This window comes from Streptomyces sp. NPDC002513, from assembly GCF_053595355.1.
In genome coordinates this window covers 42,089-58,959 of the sequence record NZ_JBSFXK010000026.1, presented here as the reverse complement: position 1 = coordinate 58,959, position 16,871 = coordinate 42,089, and the positions used below count along the sequence as shown (strand labels likewise).

General features: G+C 71.2%; 16 protein-coding genes and 1 pseudogene. 10 read left to right on the top strand and 7 right to left on the bottom strand.

Annotated features, from left to right (window positions below; translation table 11 throughout):
- The first annotated feature begins 206 nt into the window (after positions 1-206).
- Positions 207-1,439, top strand: coding sequence for a geranylgeranyl reductase family protein (locus ACWD5Q_RS18830; RefSeq protein WP_451428128.1), 1,233 nt, complete (start codon positions 207-209; stop codon positions 1,437-1,439).
- On the opposite strand, the gene ACWD5Q_RS18825 is transcribed toward ACWD5Q_RS18830, so the two are convergent.
- On the bottom strand, positions 1,429-1,878 hold the full coding sequence (locus tag ACWD5Q_RS18825; protein WP_451428127.1) for a nitroreductase family deazaflavin-dependent oxidoreductase: 450 nt from the start codon (positions 1,876-1,878) through the stop codon (positions 1,429-1,431). The genes ACWD5Q_RS18830 and ACWD5Q_RS18825 overlap by 11 nt on opposite strands.
- Before the next feature lie 847 nt (positions 1,879-2,725).
- Between ACWD5Q_RS18825 and ACWD5Q_RS18820 the strand changes: the two genes are divergently transcribed.
- The 3 genes from ACWD5Q_RS18820 to ACWD5Q_RS18810 all read left to right on the top strand — a co-directional run bounded on the left by ACWD5Q_RS18820 (position 2,726) and on the right by ACWD5Q_RS18810 (position 5,596).
- Positions 2,726-3,448, top strand: a complete 723-nt coding sequence (locus tag ACWD5Q_RS18820) for an alpha/beta fold hydrolase (RefSeq protein ID WP_451428126.1) — start codon at positions 2,726-2,728, stop codon at positions 3,446-3,448.
- Between the two features lie 448 nt (positions 3,449-3,896).
- Positions 3,897-4,739 carry an alpha/beta fold hydrolase gene (locus tag ACWD5Q_RS18815; protein WP_451428125.1) on the top strand — a complete coding sequence of 281 codons (843 nt, stop codon included), beginning with the start codon at positions 3,897-3,899 and terminating at the stop codon, positions 4,737-4,739.
- A gap of 164 nt (positions 4,740-4,903) precedes the next feature.
- Positions 4,904-5,596, top strand: a complete 693-nt coding sequence (locus ACWD5Q_RS18810; protein WP_451428124.1) for a TetR/AcrR family transcriptional regulator — start codon at positions 4,904-4,906, stop codon at positions 5,594-5,596.
- A gap of 379 nt (positions 5,597-5,975) precedes the next feature.
- On the opposite strand, the gene ACWD5Q_RS18805 is transcribed toward ACWD5Q_RS18810, so the two are convergent.
- Positions 5,976-6,341 carry a hypothetical protein gene (locus tag ACWD5Q_RS18805; RefSeq protein ID WP_451428123.1) on the bottom strand — a complete coding sequence of 122 codons (366 nt, stop codon included), beginning with the start codon at positions 6,339-6,341 and terminating at the stop codon, positions 5,976-5,978.
- A gap of 75 nt (positions 6,342-6,416) precedes the next feature.
- Between ACWD5Q_RS18805 and ACWD5Q_RS18800 the strand changes: the two are divergent.
- The 4 genes and pseudogenes from ACWD5Q_RS18800 to ACWD5Q_RS18785 form a co-directional block, all read left to right on the top strand.
- Positions 6,417-6,554 (top strand): annotated as a pseudogene (locus ACWD5Q_RS18800) (epoxide hydrolase); the annotation flags it as partial.
- 364 nt (positions 6,555-6,918) lie between these two features.
- On the top strand, positions 6,919-7,713 hold the full coding sequence (locus ACWD5Q_RS18795) for a nucleotidyltransferase domain-containing protein (RefSeq protein WP_451428122.1): 795 nt from the start codon (positions 6,919-6,921) through the stop codon (positions 7,711-7,713).
- Positions 7,714-7,989: 276 nt separating this feature from the next.
- Positions 7,990-9,216, top strand: a complete 1,227-nt coding sequence (locus ACWD5Q_RS18790; RefSeq protein WP_451428162.1) for a sensor histidine kinase — start codon at positions 7,990-7,992, stop codon at positions 9,214-9,216.
- Positions 9,213-9,878, top strand: coding sequence for a response regulator (locus tag ACWD5Q_RS18785; RefSeq protein WP_451428121.1), 666 nt, complete (start codon positions 9,213-9,215; stop codon positions 9,876-9,878). Before ACWD5Q_RS18790 ends, ACWD5Q_RS18785 begins: the two co-directional genes overlap by 4 nt.
- Here the strand turns inward: ACWD5Q_RS18785 and ACWD5Q_RS18780 are convergent.
- Together ACWD5Q_RS18780 and ACWD5Q_RS18775 are read right to left on the bottom strand one after the other, a co-directional pair.
- On the bottom strand, positions 9,839-9,946 hold the full coding sequence (locus tag ACWD5Q_RS18780) for a DUF6332 family protein (RefSeq protein WP_451428120.1): 108 nt from the start codon (positions 9,944-9,946) through the stop codon (positions 9,839-9,841). The genes ACWD5Q_RS18785 and ACWD5Q_RS18780 overlap by 40 nt on opposite strands.
- 59 nt (positions 9,947-10,005) lie before the next feature.
- A complete protein-coding gene (locus ACWD5Q_RS18775; protein WP_451428119.1) occupies positions 10,006-11,487 on the bottom strand; it encodes an MFS transporter in 1,482 nt (493 codons plus the stop codon).
- Between the two features lie 86 nt (positions 11,488-11,573).
- Here ACWD5Q_RS18775 and ACWD5Q_RS18770 point away from each other — a divergent pair, with 86 nt between their 5' ends.
- A complete protein-coding gene (locus ACWD5Q_RS18770) occupies positions 11,574-11,969 on the top strand; it encodes a MarR family winged helix-turn-helix transcriptional regulator (protein ID WP_451428118.1) in 396 nt (131 codons plus the stop codon).
- Positions 11,970-12,036: 67 nt separating this feature from the next.
- Here ACWD5Q_RS18770 and ACWD5Q_RS18765 read toward each other — a convergent pair whose 3' ends face one another.
- From ACWD5Q_RS18765 to ACWD5Q_RS18755, 3 genes are all read right to left on the bottom strand, one after another.
- Entirely contained in the window at positions 12,037-12,786 is a 750-nt protein-coding gene (locus ACWD5Q_RS18765) for a maleylpyruvate isomerase family mycothiol-dependent enzyme (RefSeq protein ID WP_451428117.1), read from the bottom strand.
- An 87-nt stretch (positions 12,787-12,873) separates the two neighbouring features.
- A complete protein-coding gene (locus ACWD5Q_RS18760) occupies positions 12,874-14,709 on the bottom strand; it encodes a glycoside hydrolase family 15 protein (protein WP_451428116.1) in 1,836 nt (611 codons plus the stop codon).
- Between the two features lie 238 nt (positions 14,710-14,947).
- A complete protein-coding gene (locus ACWD5Q_RS18755) occupies positions 14,948-15,727 on the bottom strand; it encodes a DeoR/GlpR family DNA-binding transcription regulator (RefSeq protein WP_451428115.1) in 780 nt (259 codons plus the stop codon).
- A gap of 139 nt (positions 15,728-15,866) precedes the next feature.
- Here ACWD5Q_RS18755 and ACWD5Q_RS18750 point away from each other — a divergent pair, with 139 nt between their 5' ends.
- Positions 15,867-16,865, top strand: a complete 999-nt coding sequence (locus ACWD5Q_RS18750) for an SIS domain-containing protein (protein ID WP_451428114.1) — start codon at positions 15,867-15,869, stop codon at positions 16,863-16,865.
- Positions 16,866-16,871 lie beyond the last annotated feature (6 nt).

The window sequence follows — 16,871 nt, the reverse complement described above, 5'->3', positions numbered from 1 at the left end:
AACGCTCCTTGAGGTGCTACGTGGCACCGATGGGTACCTCTGTGTAGGTGTGTACTTCTGTGTGCGGGTGATCACGCGGGGGTACGCGCGTACGAGTGTGTGGTGCGCGTACGCCGCAGATCCTCCCACAGCGGCCTGAGACGACGCCGCCGTAGGATGCGGGGGACAGGTGCGGCAGGCGGCTTGATCGGGAGCAGTAGACCAACGTGAGCAGCGAGAACTCTTCGGCGGACGGCGTGCAGCGGGTGTGGGACGTCGTTGTGGTGGGTGCGGGACCCGCGGGGGCCTCGGCCGCCTACGCGGCGGCCGTCGCGGGACGCAGCGTGCTGTTGCTGGAGAAGGCGGAGCTGCCCCGCTACAAGACCTGCGGCGGCGGCATCATCGGCCCGTCGCGCGACGCCCTGCCGCCCGGCTTCGAACTGCCGCTGCGTGACCGCGTGCACGCGGTCACCTTCTCCAACAACGGCCGCTTCACCCGCACCCGCCGCTCCAAGCAGATGCTGTTCGGGCTGATCAACCGTTCCGAGTTCGACCAGCAACTTGTCGAGCACGCACAGAAGGCGGGCGCGGAACTGCGGACGGGTGTGACGGTCTCGCGGGTCGAGCAGCACGGCTCGGCGGTGCCCGACCGGCGCACGGTCGCCGTCGTCCTGCAGGGTGGCGAGACGCTGCTCGCGCGGGCCGTGGTGGGTGCGGACGGCAGCGCCAGCCGGATAGGGGCCCATGTCGGGGTGAAGCTCGACCAGGTGGATCTGGGCCTGGAGGCGGAGATCCCGGTTCCGGAGACCGTGGCCGAGGACTGGAAGGGGCGGGTGCTCCTCGACTGGGGGCCGATGTCCGGAAGCTACGGCTGGGTGTTCCCGAAGGGCGACACGCTGACGGTCGGCGTGATCTCCCGGCGCGGTGAAGGCGCCGCGACGAAGCGGTACTTGGAGGACCTCATCGCCCGGCTCGGGCTCGCCGGCTTCGAACCGAGCATCTCCTCCGGTCACTTGACCCGCTGCCGTGCCGACGACTCGCCGCTGTCGCGCGGGCGGGTGCTGGTGTGCGGGGACGCGGCGGGGCTGCTGGAGCCGTGGACGCGTGAGGGCATCTCCTTCGCGTTGCGGTCGGGGCGGCTCGCCGGGGAGTGGGCGGTCCGGATCGCCGAGGCGCACGACGCGGTGGACACGCGGCGCCAGGCCCTGAACTACGCGTTCGCGATCAAGGCCGGTCTGGGTGTCGAGATGAGCCTCGGTAAGCGGCTGCTGGCGGTGTTCGAGCGGCGCCCGGGGCTCTTCCACGCGGCGCTGACCGGCTTCCGCCCCGCGTGGAAGGCGTTCAAGGACATCACGCAGGGATCCTCCTCCCTGGCGGAGATGGTCCGCACCCGCCCGATCGCCCAGCGCGTCCTGACCGTGCTGGACCGGGGGCCCGTGGGGGACGAGGTCAGTTCCTGACCGTGATGCGGAAGACCGGGTGGTCGGGGGCGATCCGGCGCAGCTCCCGGTCCGGGGAGTCGGGGCCGACACCGTCGAAGAAGACCCCGACCTCCGCCTTCCAGCGCTTGAGGTAGGCGCGCAGCAGCGGAACCTTCTCGTCGTCGGCGACCTCGGTGGCCGTGAACACGTCCACGTTCTTCCCGAGACGCAGTTCGCCCCCGCCCGCCGCGCGCATGTTGTGGGTCCACTGCACATGGCCGCGGGGGGCGAGGAGGTACTGCTGTCCCTCCACGGTCAGCAGGTTCACGGGGGTGGTGCGCCACTCGCCGCTCTTGCGGCCGCGGACCGCGAGCACCCGGGAGCCCCAGACGCTGATGCCGCGGCGGGTCACCCAGGCCACGGCGCGGTTGAAGACGTTGACGGTGAACCAGCCGGGCTTCCGGACGTGCGTGGACATGGTCGTCCTCCAGGGGGCGGAAATCGTGAGCAGTGCTCTCGCTGTATGGGAAACAGTGTGGGGGAGATCGGTGCTCCACCGCAAGAGCACTGCTCACTCTTTGGTGCGGCGCTCCATATTCGGTGCGGCGCTCTCGTCCGATGGGGGCTGGATCCGGCCTGGCGCTCTGGTCTCGGCTTCCCGCTTCTCCGGTGCACCGCTCTCGGTTCGTTCCGGCGTCGACGGGCGCCCAAGGGTGACTGCGGCACCAGCGAGTCCTCTCCACGACCGGAACCCGGCACTTCTCGCGCGGATCTGGCGGAATGACTGCGCGTGGCTGTCACGCCACTCGCTGGGGGCATCCCGTGGGCGGCCCGGAATGTGCGGCGAAACGGAAGGGGCCGGCGAAGGTCCTGCGTGCCGGGCTCGCCGGACGGGTCGCGGCTCACGGTCTGTCAGATTGGCGAGGAATGTGCTGGCGCGGCGGTAGGTCGCATGACAGCGTGCCCGCAAGGAAAGCCTGATCCCAGGATGACAAGGCTGTGGCCGACCCGGCTGGACGACGGGCGCGTTACCGGTGCCGGCCTCGGGTGAAGGGGCCGATCACACGGCCGACGGCTCAGGTCGACAGAGTCTCCGAGCACTGGACGGGCCGTTCATGCCCGCGGGCGCGACGGCGGGCTCACTCGTCTCTATGTGCGCACTGTGCACTGCGAGTCGAGAAGGCGTGCATCGTGCGGCCTATCCCGGACGACGGTCCTGCATAGCGTGAGCCGTGGAGGGCATTGACCCACTCCGTGCGCGCCCTCCTCTCACCCCTGGCTGGACCGGCCTGTCCGGTACCGCGTGCCTCACTGAAGGAACATCCATGACTCAGTCCACACCCACCGTCGTCCTGGTGCACGGCGCCTTCGCCGACGCGTCCAGCTTCGCGCGGGTCATCCCCGAACTGCTCGCCGACGGACTGAAGGTGCTCGCTCCGGCCGTACCCAATCGCAGTCTGACCGGCGACGCCGCCTACATCGCCTCGGTCGTCCGGCAGATCCCGGGTCCGGTCATCCTGGTGGGCCACTCCTACGGTGGTGCCGTCATCACGGTCGCGGGCGCCGAGGAGAACGTGCAGGCCCTCGTGTACCTGGCCGGCTACGCCCTGGAGGAAGGCGAGAGCCTGGGTGAACTGCAGGGCCGGTTCCCCGACTCCGACCTGGCTTCCGCCCTGGTGTACACGCCGTTCCCGATCGAGGGTTCGGCCGAGCCCGGCACCGACGTGACCGTCGAGATCGACAAGTTCCCGGCCATCTTCGCCCACGATGTGGACCCGGATCTCGCCAAGGTGCTGGCCGTCTCCCAGCGGCCTCTGGCCGGCGCCGCCTTCGCCGAGGCGGCCCCGGTCGCGGCATGGAAGAACAAGCCCTCCTGGGGTCTGGTGTCGTCCTCGGACCACACCATCAACCCCGACGTGGAGCGCTTCGGCTACGAGCGTGCCGGCATGACCACCATCGAGGTGGACTCGTCCCACCTGGTCATGCTCGCGCACCCGAAGAAGGCCGCGGACCTGATCCGCGAGGCCGTCCGCAACACCACCAACTGATCGGCCGTTCCCCAGAGCCCCGGCTGTCGGCGTGAGCCGTCGGCGGCCGGGAGGCACGGGGGACCGCAGCGCCCTGGCAGCTCAACGGCGCGGCACCCGCACACAAGCCGCTCCGCGGTCGACTCGTGTGCCGCCTGCCGCAGTCGTACGTCACCTCAGACCTCGCCGGGGCCAGGCGCCGGAGATGAGCGCCCGGATCCGCCTCCATGTGCACTCAGCCGAGAACCCGGTCGGTGCCCGCTCGTCCGTGAAGGCACCGCGGCACTCGCGCATGCCTCACTCACCCCCTTTCTCTGCTGTCACTCCGCACGCCGGACCGTGAAGTGCGCGGTACCGGACGGACTCGCAGCAGATGCGCGCGCATTCCCGCGCACTGTGCAGAACCCTCATTGTCATAAGGAGATGCACCATGAAGAGAATCCCTCTTCCGAGAACGAAAAGGACGCGCGTGCTTGCCGCGTCCTGTGTCCTGGCCGCTGCCGCCACCGTGTTCGCCTCGACCACGCAGGTGACCGCAGCGCCGTCGGCTGCGGCCGCCGAGACGAGCAGCGCCGAGAAGCCGACGATCGTGCTGGTCCACGGGGCGTGGGCCGACGCGTCGAGCTGGAACGCGGTCATGGGCCGCCTCCAGCGCGCCGGCTACACCGTCTACGCTCCGCCGAACCCGCTGCGCGGTGTCTCCTACGACGCCCAGACCCTGGCCTCGTTCGTGTCGACCATCCCCGGCCCGGTGGTCCTGGTGGGCCACTCCTACGGCGGCATGGTCATCACCAACGCGGCGGCGAAGAGCCCCAACGTGAAGGCTCTCGTGTACGACGACGCCTACATCCCCGATGAGGGCGAGACGGTCTTCCAGATCAACGGGGCGAAGCCGGGCTCCTGCGTCACGGCGGAACCGACGTCGTTCCTGAACCTGGTTCCGTACCCGGGAGCGCCCTCCGGCGATGTCGACGCGTACCTCAAGTGGGCTCCCAACGGCACCTACAAGGGCTTCCGCGACTGCTTCGCCAACGGTGTGCCCGCTGCCCAGGCGCGGCTCATCGCTGCGGGTCAGCGGCCCTTCGCAGTGAGCGCGGGCTCGGAGCCCTCCGGCGCTCCCGCGTGGAAGTCCCTCCCGTCGTGGGCCGTCGTCGGCACGGCCGACCACGTCATCCCCCCGGCCGAGCAGCTGTCCATGGCCGAGCGGGCGAACGCCCACGTCACCGAGGTGAACGCCGGCCACCTGTCGCTGGTCACGCACCCTGAGGTCGTCACCCGCGTGATCACCTCTGCTGCCAACTCGGTCGGCTGATCGGGTTCCCAGCCCAGCGCGTCGGGCGGGCCCGGCAGCACTCCGTGCTGCCGGGCCCGCCCTTCCGGTTTAGGTGCGCCGCTCTCGCTCCAGTGCGGTGCTCTTGATTGGGTGCGCCGCTCTCGGTTGTGTGCAGTGCTCCGGAAACGTGACAGACTGCGCACATGAGCACCCCTCAAGGAGCCCGCGCCCGCGCCCGGATCGAGGTCACCGCAGCCATCAAGGACGAGGCCCGCAGGCAGCTCGCCGCGGAAGGTGCGGCCAGGCTCTCCCTGCGCGCCGTCGCCCGGGAGCTGGGCATGGTCTCCTCCGCGCTCTACCGCTACTTCCCCAGCCGGGACGATCTGCTCACCGCGCTCATCATCGACGCCTACGACGCCCTGGGGGAGTCGGCCGAGGCCGCGGCCGCGCGGGCCGGCGACGTCGCCCCCGCGCGGCGTTGGGTCGCCGTGTGCGAGGCCGTGCGCGGATGGGCGCTCGCGCACCCGCACGAGTACGCACTGATCTACGGCACACCGGTGCCCGGTTACACCGCGCCCGAGACGACCATCCCGGCCGCCGCCCGTGTGGGACTCCTGCTGATCGGCATCGTGCGCGACGCCTACCGGGAGCGCGGCGTGGCCCGTACTCCGGTGCCCGCCGAACTCGAGCCGGAGGCCCGCCGTATGGCCGCCGACCTGGCGCCCGATCTGCCGCCCGAAGTGGTCACGGCCCTGGTCGCCTCCTGGGCGCAACTGTACGGGCTGGTCGGATTCGAGCTGTTCGGGCAGTTCAACAAGGTCGTGGAGGACCGCGAGGCGTTCTTCCGGCACGCGGCGGCCCAACTGGCGCACGGCGTGGGTCTGGTCTTCCCGTAGCCCGGAACATCCGCTGCCCCCCGGCAAGGCCATCGAGAACAGCGGCATGGAAGACACCGGACCCACCGTCGCCCACGGCGATGCCGCCGCCCCGGGCGACGAGGACGACGACACCACCATCCAAGAAGAGCGTGGCGCGGCGGGGGCGACGGTGATCTCGCTGCACACCCGACGCCTGCCGCCCGATCTCCGCACCGCGTTGCCAGAGATGAGCAAGTACTCCTGTCGCTCATGCCGTCTTCGCGACCGGGTGGGGTGCCGTCTTGGCAGAGCGCCCGGATGTCGCCAAGGGGCGGTCCACCCCGGTGATGCACAAGGAGCTGGGGCGCGGGCCCGCCTGGCTACTGCTTCTGCTCGACATCGCCGCGGATGGCGCGCATCACCGGGCCGACGTCGGCGGCGGTGAGACGCCGGGGTGCGGCCCAGCGCCTCGTGCACCTGACCGACCGTGGTAGCAGGCCACCGCCAGCGTCAGCCAGCGCTCAAGCTCCCGCGGAGTCAGTACAGCCTTGTTGTCGCTGTCGTAGGTACCGCGCTCGGCGGTGCTGGAGAACGTGGTGCCCGGCAGCCCGTGCACCATCTGCATCATCGTGCTGATCAGCCGCTCGACGATCCCGCCGAAGTACGGTAGGCCCGACGGCCGGTAGCGCAGACGGATGCCGTGCCGGCAACAGCCTCGGCGTAGGGCCTCGCTCTTGGACTCCGCACCGTTGTCCACATACGGCTCGCCCGGCTTGCCGCTCATCGGCCAGGCCGCCTCCACCCCCAGCCGCTCCAGCCAGGGCCGCTTGTCACTGGCCGCATGCGCCAGGCAGAGCCCGACCGAGGTCGCCGACGGCGCCTCCAGACCGCCGACGTCCGCGCCCGCATCATCGAGCTGGACCACCGCTCGGCGTCCCACCTCGCCGTGCACATGCTCGACGGCGCCACCCTGGCCCACGGGCTGAGCGACCCACCGTGCCCTTCTCAGCAAGTGGCCCGATCACCTCGGCCTGCCGCACCGCGGCATCCCACACCTCGTCCTGCGTGGTCAGCACCCCACGCTCGACCACCGCTGCATCGCCCATCCGGTAGCCCTCCGTCGCGCACACGACCATGGCCAAATCGACCGTAGTGCAGGCGACTTCGGGGTGTCCGAAGAGTCCGGACTTCCCTGCACTCGGCGATGAGCGCCCAGCTCGTCCGTGCACGCGAGTACGGACATCCACAACTGTCGAGTGATCTTGCTCGGGCAAAGGACCGTTGGTGAGAAATTCGGGTTGCGATTCCCGCCCGGCTGAGTGTTACGTTGATCTGCTTTGCTCCGATCGGAAGGAAAGCAGATGGACATCCCCTCCTTGCACAGCCGGTTCCTCAGCGACGTGCTACCCCGGATCCGGCAGGATGCGCGCGTGGTCGGCGTGGCGATCACGGGGTCGTTCGTGGGAGGCCGCCCCGATGTCTACTCGGACGTGGACCTGATCCTGGTCATCGATGACGGGGCCTACGACGCGGTCATGCGGGAGCGGCTCGTGCTGATCGGCTCCTGGGCCTCCCTGGTGGCCGGATTCACCGGGGAGCATGTCGGCGAGCCGCGCGTGATCATCACGCTCGTCGGGCCGCCCCTCCTGCACGTCGACTTCAAGTTCGTCCGGGCCTCCGACTTCGCCGAGCGGGGCGAGGACCCGGAGATCCTGTGGGACCGGGACGGCCTCCTGGCCGGCGCCCTCGCCCAGCGGCCGCCGGTCACTCCGGCGTTCGACCTCCAGTGGATCGAGGACCGGTTCTGGATCTGGGTGCACTACGGCGCGGCGAAGCTCGGCCGCGGGGAACTGTTCGAGACCATCGGCTTCCTCACCTACCTGCGCGAGACCGTGCTCGGGCCCCTGGCCGCCCGCCGGGCGGGCGCGATCCCCCGCGGTGTACGCCACCTGGAGACCATCGCGCCCGACGAGGCGCGCGCCCTTCAGGCAACGCTGTGCGGCTACGACCGCCACGAAGCCGGGCGGGCGCTCCTCGCCACTGTCGATCTCTACCGCCGATGGTCCGATGCCGGTGGAGCGACCGTTGAACGGCGCCACAACGCCGAGAAGCTCGCCGTGCAGTACCTCCACGACGTCATCGATCAAGGCTGCTGACTGAAGCGGGCCTGCACACAGCCGACTGGAGTACCTCGCCGCCCTTGTCGGCTCAGGTTCTCCATCCCGTCCCGGTACGCGCGGCGGACGGCACGGCCGGTGGGAGTTCATGTCACTTCGCGGCGGCTTTCCAGTACAGGGCCTACTCTGACGTACTCCCCGGGGAGTACCCGCGATCACCTCGCCCGGTTGACGCCGCCCCCGCTGGCTGCGTCTAGCGTGAACGTCATGGAGGAGCAGAGCGCGGCGGGGCATCGGCGGTGGTCCGCACCGCCGATGCCGCAGGGACGGCGGTGGCGGCCGGGACCGCCGTGGTGGAGCCGATGGGACGAGGAGCCTCGCGGCTCTCGCCTGCCCTGGCGCTCCACGCTCCTGCTCACCGCTCTGGTGGTCGTCGGCACGCAGTTCGCGGCCCGCGGCCAGCAGGACAGCCGCGCGCACCTGGACGTCTTCGCCTTGGTGCTGCTGCTGGTGGCCGCGGGCGCACTGCTGTGGCGCCGGCGGCATCCCGTGCCCGTCGTGTTCGTGACGTCCGCGGCCGCGACCGTGTATCTGGGCGCCGGGTACCCGTACGGCCCGGTGTTCCTCACCGTCGCCGTCGGCTGTTTCGGCGCGCTCGTCGCCGGGCATCGCAAGGCGGCGTGGACGGCCGTCGGGGTGTTCTGGGCCGGGCATGTCCTCGTGGCGCACTGGCTGTACCGGTGGCTGCCGCCGCCCGGGGACTCGGCCGCCTCCTGGGGACAGGAACTGATCATCGCCACCTGGGTGGTCGCGTTGGTGGCGGTCGCGGAGCTGGTGCGCGTCCGGCGCGAGCAGTGGGCGCGCGAGCGGGCCGAACGGGCACAGGCCGCGCGGCGCCGCGCCGACGAGGAGCGGCTGCGTATCGCCCGGGAACTCCACGACGTCCTCGCCCACAGCATCTCCGTGATCAACGTCCAGGCAGGCGTCGGCCTCGCGCTGCTGGACTTTGACCCGGAGCAGGCGCGTACGGCACTCACCACGATCAAGGCCGCCAGCAAGGAGGCGCTCGGAGAGGTGCGCCAGGTGCTCGACACCCTGCGGGCGCCCGGTGACGCGCCCCGCGCGCCCGCGCCCGGGCTCGGCCGGCTGCCGGAGCTGGTCGAGCAGGCCGCGAGCGCCGGTCTGGCGGTCACCGTCGAGGGCACGGTGCCCGGGCTCGCCCCCGGCACCGATCTCGCCGCCTTCCGCATCGTCCAGGAGGCGCTCACCAATGTCGTACGGCACTCGGGATCGCGCCGCGCGCGGGTGCGTGTCGACACCGGGGCGGGGGCGCTCCGCCTCCGTATCGACGACGACGGGCCCGCGACCGGCACCGACGCGGGCGGTAGCGGCAACGGGCTCGCCGGGATGCGGGAGCGGGCCGCCGCGCTCGGCGGCACGGTCGAGGCGGGCGCGCGGGCCGACGGTGGCTTCCGGGTGCGCGCCGTGCTGCCGCTGAGGGCGTCGTCCGAGGAGTCCGTCGAGCGCCGGGAGGACCGATGATCCGGGTACTGCTCGCCGACGACCAGTCGTTGGTCAGGGCCGGGTTCAAGGCGCTGCTGGACGCCCAGCCGGACATCGAGGTGGCGGGGGAGGCGGCCGACGGCGAGGAGGCGCTGCGCGGGGTGCGCGAACTGCGGCCCGACGTCGTGCTGATGGACATCCGTATGCCGCGGGTCGACGGGCTCGCGGCGACCCGCGGGATCACCGGGGACCCGGAGCTGCGGGCGGTGAAGGTGGTCATGCTCACCACCTTCGAACTCGACGAGTACGTCTTCGAGGCGATCCGCTCCGGAGCCTCCGGCTTCCTGGTCAAGGACACCGAGCCCGCGGAACTGCTCCGCGCCGTACGGGCGGTGGTCGAGGGCAACGCTCTGCTCTCACCGGGTGTGACACGGCGGCTGATCTCCGAGTTCGCCGCCCGTTCCAAACAGCCCGCGGCCGTCGCCTCGCTCGCCGCGCTCACCGAGCGGGAGCGGGAGGTGATGGCGTTGGTCGGGATCGGCCTGTCCAACGACGAGATCGCCCGCCGACTGGTCGTCAGCCCGCTCACGGCGAAGACCCACGTCAGCCGCACCATGGTGAAGCTGGGCGCCCGTGACCGGGCTCAACTGGTGGTCCTGGCCTACGAGTCGGGGCTGGTCCGGCCTGGTTGGCTGGGCTGACCCCCGGCGCCGCGCCCGAAGCGCACCAGCACGCTCACAAGCCGGGCGGCGAAGATGTGCCGAGTCAAACAGGCGTGCGCCCGGCGGAGCAAGGAAGCCCGCCGGGCGCACGCGCGGAGGTGATCCCCTAGTCGCGGACCGCCACGCGTTCCGCGTCCACCTCCTGGGGAAGGGCCCCGGCGACCACCAGTGACCGCTGCGGCCGGCGGGCGAGCAGTCCCGTGAGGGTGATGAGCAGGCCCACGAGGGCGATGCCGGTGACCACGATGAGACCGGGCCGGTAGCTGTCGAGCACGGCCTGCGGCGAGGGGTGCGCGGGCGTGTGGGCCGTCACCACCGCCGTCACCACGGCCAGGAAGATGGCGCCGCCCACCTGGACCGAGGTGTTGAGCAGACCGGAGACCATGCCCTGCTCGTGGTCCTCGACGCCGCTCGTGGCCTGGATGTTGAGCGACGGGAAGACCAGGGCACAGGCCGCGCCGATCAGCAGCATGCTCGGCAGGACGGCAGCCGCGTACACGGGGTCGAGGCCGACCCGCAGGAACAGCGCATAGCCGACGACCATGAGCGCGAAGCCCACCGCGATCAGCCGCTGGGTACCGAAGCGGTCGACGATCGCGCCCACCTTCGTCGACGAGAGGGCCACCAGGGCCCCCGCGGGCAGGAAGGCGAGCGCCGTGTGCAGCGCCGACCAGCCGAGCAGCGACTGCATGTACAGCGTGACCAGGAACTGGAAGCCGACGTACGACCCGAAGAAGGCCATCGCCCCGAGCTGTGCGCGGATCTGGGTGCCGGAGCGCAGCACGCCCAGCCGGATGAGCGGGCCGGCCGAGCGCCGCTCGACGGCGACGAACACGGTCAGGAGGACGGCGACGGCCAGGAAGGACAGCAGCGTCCGGGCGGATGTCCAGCCGGCCTGCGGGGCCTGGACGACGGTGAAGACGAGCAGCAGCATCGACGCGGTGCCGATGACGGCGCCGGGGACGTCGTAGCCGTTGTGGTCCTTCTCACGTTCGCTGCCGGGGAGCAGCTTGAGGCCCGCGAGCAGGGCGATCAGTGCGATCGGCGCCGGCAGCAGCATGGTCAGGCGCCAGCTCGCCTCGGTGAGCAGACCGGAGAGCACCAGGCCCATGGAGAAGCCGGTGGCCGCGCAGGTGGTGTAGATCGACAGAGCGCGGTTGCGCAGCGGGCCCTCGGCGAAGGTCGTGGTGATGATGGACAGTCCGGCGGGCGCCGTGAACGCGGCGCTCAGGCCCTTGATGAAGCGGCTGGCGATCAGCAGCGGACCCGAGTCGACGAGCCCGCCCAGCAGCGAGGCCACCGCGAAGATGCCCAGGGCCACCAGGAACACCTGGCGCCTGCCGAGCAGGTCCGCGGTGCGTCCGCCGAGGAGGAGCAGGCCGCCGTAGCCGAGGATGTAGCCGCTGACGACCCATTGCAGGGTCGACGTCGACAGATGGAGATCGGAACCGATGGACGGCAGGGCGACGCCGACCATCGACACGTCCAGGGCGTCCAGGAACATCGCGGCGCAGAGCACCAGCAGGGTGCCCCACAGCCGGGGGGTCCAGCGTCCCTCGGACGCGAAGGTCGGGAGCGGAGAGGTCATGCCACAGAGGCTTTCATGCGCATGCATTGAATGCAAGTACATTTAATTCGAGTGCAACAATGCGGGTTCTTTGCTACGGTCCGGTCATGGCGGCTGTGAGCGGGGCTGAGCGGGCACTCGTGCACCAGTGGCGCGGCATCCTGGCGCTGCACGCGCGCACCCAGTGCGAACTCGACCGCGCTCTGCACCCGCACGGCCTGTGCGCCAGCGACTTCGAGGTGCTCGACCTGTTGTCCGAGCACAACGCTCCGGACGGCCCGTGTGCCTACCGTGTCCAGGAGATCTCCGAGCGGGTCCATCTCAGCCAGAGCGCGCTGTCGCGGCTTGTCGCCCGCCTGGAGAAGGACGGGCTGGTCGAGCGGGCCATGTGCCCGGAGGACCGGCGCGGCGTGCGTGTCGCCCTCACGGTCAAGGGGAGCGACCTGCACCGCGAGGTGCGGCCGATCCACCGCGCGGTGCTGGCGCGGATGCTGGGACGCTGAGGCCTCGGCCCCCGCGATCCCCCGGCACTCGTCCCGCCTCGGATCGGCTTTAGGTGGCGCCCCGCGCTCAGCCCCAGGTGACGGCGGACCGCTCGCGCCACAGGGCGGCGACGGAGGCGTCACCGGTCACGTACGGGAACGGCAGCCGGTTCCACAACGACAGGTACAACTGCCCGGCGGGACCGGCCACTTCGCAGTCCGTGCCACCCGCGCCACCCGCCTCCTCCCGCTCGGCCACGGGCGGCTCCTCCGACAGCCGTACGCTCCACACGGCGTCGTCGGCGTCCGTCGCCCGGACCCGCAGCACCCGGGGCCGCTCGCTGCGGACCCTGCTCTTCGCGCGGGCGTGGAGGCCGCGCAGCAGCTCGTCGATGCCGTCGAGCGCGAAGTCCGTGCCGACCGCGGTGGGCGTCCCGCCGCGCGCCGACTCCGCGTCGAACCGGTGCACGGCCGTCTCGTGCGCCTGCCGCCGGGCCCAGAAGGCGAGCGGCGAGGGGGCCGGCAGGAAGTGCCAGCACCGCACGTCGGGCGCGGCGTGGGACAGGGTGTCGACGAGGTGCCGGTGCCCCTCGCGGAACCAGGTCAGGAGCGCCGCGCCCGCCAGATCCGGCAGCCCGCCGTCGGGGCGGTACGCGGTGTGCCCCTCGGCGACGAAGGCCGCCGCCCAGCGGTGCACCATGCCGGTGTGCCGCAGCAGATCCCGTACCAGCCACTCCGGGCAGGTCGGAACCTTCGCGCCGGTACCCGCCTCCTCCGCCGCGGCGGCCAGCAACCGCCCCTCCCGGTCCAGGACCTCAACGAACTCGGCAATCTCCATGGGGTCGAGTGTGCCGCACGGGTCCGGTCGAGGGATACGCCTGCCGCGATCGGTGCGTGAGCGAGGACATGGGCAGGGGCGGCAGGGTCAGCCCAGTGCCCGGTCCAGATTGAACGCCGCGCTGATCAGCGCGAAATGCGTGAACGCCTGTGGGAAGTTGCCCTGTTGCTCACCGGTGCGGCTGATCTCCTCGGCGTACAGGCCCAGATGGTTGGCGTAGGTCAGCATCTTCTCGAAGGCCAGCCGTGCCTCGTCGAGGCGGCCTGCTCGCACCAGCGCCTCGACGTACCAGAACGAGCAGATGGAGAACGTGCCCTCGTCGCCGCGCAGGCCGTCCGGGGTCGCCTGCGGGTCGTAGCGGTAGACCAGCGAGTCGGACACCAGGTCCTGGGTGAGGGCGTCCAGCGTCGACAGCCACTTGGGATCGGTGGGCGCGATGAACTTGGTCAGCGGCATCATCAGCAGCGCCGCGTCGAGTACGTCGCCGTCCTCGTACTGGACGAAGGCCCCGCGCTCGGCGGACCAGCCGTGTTGCATGATCCGCCGGTAGATCGCGTCCCGGCACCGCCGCCAGCGGAGCAGGTCGGCGGGCAGGCCGCGGCGGTTGGCGAGCCGGATGGCCCGCTCGATCGCCACCCAGCACATCAGCCGCGAGTACAGGAAGTTCTTGCGCCCGCCACGGGTCTCCCAGATGCCCTCGTCGGGCTGGTCCCAGTGGTCGTGGACCCAGTCCACCAGGGCGCAGACCTGGTCCCACTGGTCGCTGGAGATGGGCTGCGCCCACTTGTCGTAGAGATAGATGGAGTCGATGAGGGCCCCGTAGATGTCGAGCTGGAGCTGGGCGGCCGCGGCGTTGCCGATGCGTACGGGCGCGGATCCCCGGTGGCCCTCCAGATGGTCCAGTTCACGCTCGGGCAGGTCGGTGCGGCCGTCGATCCCGTACATGATCTGCAGCGGGCCGGACGGCCCGCCGTCACCGGGGATGACGTGCCGGGTCACGAAGCTCATGAACGCCTCGGCCTCACCGCTGAAGCCCAGCCGCAGCAGCGCGTAGACGCAGAAGGCCGCGTCCCGCACCCAGACATAGCGGTAGTCCCAGTTGCGTTCGCCGCCAAGCCGCTCGGGCAGGCTGGTGGTCGGGGCGGCGACGATCGCGCCGGTCGGAGCGTAGGTGAGCAGCTTCAGGGTGAGGGCGGAGCGGTGCACCATCTCCCGCCACCGGCCGCGGTAGCGCGAGGCGGACAGCCAGTGCCGCCAGTACGCCACCGTGGTGGCGAACTGGCGTTCCGCCTCCATACGGGCGCACATGCGCGGAGGGAGCGAGTCGCCGAGCTGGTCCAGCGCGAACACCGCCGACTCTCCCTCGGCGAGCTTGAAGTCCGCCCACACGTCCGAGTCGTCGCCCTCCAAGGGCATGGTGGCGGTCAGGGCCAGCGTCAGGTCGGTGGACTCGAAGACCGCCACGTCGCCGAGCAGGCGGAGGGTGTGCGACTGGGCCCCGTACCCGAAGCGCGGGGCCACCCGGGCCCGGAACGGGATGGAACCGCGCACACACAGCACCCGCCGGATCAGCCGGTGGCGGTCGGCCTCGACGCACCCCTCGCCGATGGGCATGAAGTCCTGGACCTCGCCGACCCCGTCCTCGGTGAAGAAGCGTGTGATCAGTACGTTGGTGTCGGGGAAGTAGAACTGCTTGGTGCGGGCCGGCACGGTCGCCGTCAGCTCGAAGGAACCGCCTCCGTCCGCGTCCAGGATCGACGCGAACACACTCGGGCGGTCGAAGGCCGGGCAGCAGTACCAGTCGATTGTGCCGTTGGTGCCCACCAGGGCGACGGTGCGGAGATCACCGATGAGTCCGTGGTCGGCGATCGGCAGGTACCGGGAACCTCCGGGTACATATGCATCGCACGGCGTCTCGGCCATCGCAGCCTCCCTGAGCACCCGGCACGCCCCACCGCAGGTCCCAGCTTAGGCGCGGGTGAAGGCGGGGGCACGGCGAGCGGAGCGGACGGGGTACGGGGAGCGGAGGCAAGGAGGGGTACGGGGAGCGGAGGCGAGGAGGGGTACGGGGACAAGGCGGGCGGGGGCGCGGGTCTGACCGTGTCGGGGTCGCGTTGACGGCCTGTTCAGGGCCGGGCGTCCGAACCGTTGGGGCCGTGCGTCAGACCGCGATCACCCGCACCCCCGCCTCCTCGAACCGTCGTACCGCGTCCGCCCCGGCCGCCGTGTCCGTGACCAACGTGTCCACCGACTCCACCCCGCAGATCCACGCGAACGCGCGCTGCCCCAGCTTGCTGGAGTCCGCCGCGACGACCACACGCTCGGCACGCTCGCACAGCAGACGGTTGATCGCCGCCTCCGCCTCGTCGTGCGCCGCCGCGCCATGGGTGACATCGAGGGCCACCACCCCGAGCACGGCCACGTCCAGGGTGACCCGGCCGAGCACCCCGTCCGCGAGCGGGCCGATCAGCTCGTACGACTGCGGGCGTGCGACCCCGCCCGTCACCACGATCTTGAACTGGGGGCGCACGGCGAGTTCGTTGGCGATGTTCAGCGCGTTGGTGACCACGGTCAGCGCGGGGGAGCCCGACGCCAGATCGCCGCTCACTGCCAGGGCGCGAGCCACCTCCGTCGTCGTCGTGCCGCCGGTGAGGCCCACCGCCTCACCGGGTGCGATCAGATCCGCCACCGCCTTGGCGATGCGCTGCTTCTCGGAGGCGCGACGGGCCGTCTTGTAGCGCAGCGGCAGCTCGTAGGAGACACCGTGCACCACGGCACCGCCCCGCGTGCGCACCAGCATCTGCTGCTCCGCGAGCTGGTCGAAGTCGCGCCGGATGGTCGCGGCCGACACTCGCAGTTCGGCCGCGGCCTCCTCGACATCGAGGCGGCCCCGCTCGACGAGCAGTTCCAGCAGCACCTTCCAGCGGGCGTCGCGCGACATCCGCATGTCTCCGTTCCCCGGCCTGCGTTCCTCGGCCGCTGCGGCGACCCTAGCGCACCCCACTCTCTCCCTCATGCTTGATTCTGCTTGAAAACTGCCTATATCTTGCAGGAAATCGCACGACTGGGAGGGGTGGGGCATGACCCATGTCGAGGATGAGCTGAGCAGCCAGCCCGAGTGCTGGAGCCGCGCCGCCACGGAGGCGACCGCGCACAAGAGGGCCCTTCCGCCGGCGGGGGAGCGGGTCGCGATCGTCGGATGCGGGACCTCGTGGTTCATGGCGCAGTCCGCCGCCGCGTTGCGGGAGCGGTCTGGGCAGGGTGAGACGGACGCCTTCGCCGCCTCCGAGTTCCCCCATGGACGCTCCTACGACCGGGTCGTCGCCCTCACCCGGTCCGGCACCACCACCGAGGTCCTCGACCTCCTCGGCCGGCTGCGGGGGCGGACCCGGACCACCGCGATCACCGCCGACCCGCGCACCCCTGTGGCGGAGAGCGCCGACGACCTGGTCGTGCTCGGCTTCGCCGACGAGCGGTCCGTCGTCCAGACCCGCTTCGCCACCACCGCGCTCACCCTGCTGCGGGCCCACCTCGGCCTGCACACGGACGCCGTGGTCGCCGACGGCCGTACCGCGCTGGAGACCCCGCTGCCCGCGGGCCTCGCCGACTGCACAGAGTTCACCTTCCTCGGCCGCGGCTGGACGGTCGGGCTCGCGAACGAGGCCGGCCTCAAGATGCGTGAGGCCGCACGGGCGTGGACGGAGGCCTATCCAGCGATGGAGTACCGGCACGGTCCCATCAGCATCACCACCCACGGCACCGCCACCTGGATGCTCGGCGAGGCACCCGAGGGGCTCGCCCGGCAGGTGCGGGACACGGGCGGGCTGTGGGTCGCCGGTGAACTCGACCCGCTCGCCGAACTCGTCCGCGTCCAGCGGCTCGCCGTCGCCGTCGCCGCCGCCCGGGGGCTCGACCCCGACCGGCCGCGCCATCTGACCCGCTCGGTGATCCTCACCCAGGGCGCGCATCCGAGCGTGAGCCCGGGCGTGGCTCCGAGTCCGGGCACGAACTCGAGCCCGGGCGCGAGCGCCGGCCCGCACCCGAACCCGCTCCCGAACTCCGATCCGCGTTCCCGGTGAGAAGGA

Bases quoted from the DNA above. Each gene is read 5' to 3' on its own strand.
- ACWD5Q_RS18825 (WP_451428127.1), bottom strand. From the start codon at position 1,878: ATGTCCACGCACGTCCGGAAGCCCGGCTGGTTCACCGTCAACGTCTTC.
- ACWD5Q_RS18820 (WP_451428126.1), top strand. From the start codon at position 2,726: ATGACTCAGTCCACACCCACCGTCGTCCTGGTGCACGGCGCCTTCGCC.
- ACWD5Q_RS18810 (WP_451428124.1), top strand. From the start codon at position 4,904: ATGAGCACCCCTCAAGGAGCCCGCGCCCGCGCCCGGATCGAGGTCACC.
- ACWD5Q_RS18805 (WP_451428123.1), bottom strand. From the start codon at position 6,341: ATGAGCGGCAAGCCGGGCGAGCCGTATGTGGACAACGGTGCGGAGTCC.
- ACWD5Q_RS18795 (WP_451428122.1), top strand. From the start codon at position 6,919: ATGGACATCCCCTCCTTGCACAGCCGGTTCCTCAGCGACGTGCTACCC.
- ACWD5Q_RS18790 (WP_451428162.1), top strand. From the start codon at position 7,990: ATGCCGCAGGGACGGCGGTGGCGGCCGGGACCGCCGTGGTGGAGCCGA.
- ACWD5Q_RS18785 (WP_451428121.1), top strand. From the start codon at position 9,213: ATGATCCGGGTACTGCTCGCCGACGACCAGTCGTTGGTCAGGGCCGGG.
- ACWD5Q_RS18775 (WP_451428119.1), bottom strand. From the start codon at position 11,487: ATGACCTCTCCGCTCCCGACCTTCGCGTCCGAGGGACGCTGGACCCCC.
- ACWD5Q_RS18770 (WP_451428118.1), top strand. From the start codon at position 11,574: ATGGCGGCTGTGAGCGGGGCTGAGCGGGCACTCGTGCACCAGTGGCGC.
- ACWD5Q_RS18765 (WP_451428117.1), bottom strand. From the start codon at position 12,786: ATGGAGATTGCCGAGTTCGTTGAGGTCCTGGACCGGGAGGGGCGGTTG.
- ACWD5Q_RS18760 (WP_451428116.1), bottom strand. From the start codon at position 14,709: ATGGCCGAGACGCCGTGCGATGCATATGTACCCGGAGGTTCCCGGTAC.
- ACWD5Q_RS18755 (WP_451428115.1), bottom strand. From the start codon at position 15,727: ATGTCGCGCGACGCCCGCTGGAAGGTGCTGCTGGAACTGCTCGTCGAG.
- ACWD5Q_RS18750 (WP_451428114.1), top strand. From the start codon at position 15,867: ATGACCCATGTCGAGGATGAGCTGAGCAGCCAGCCCGAGTGCTGGAGC.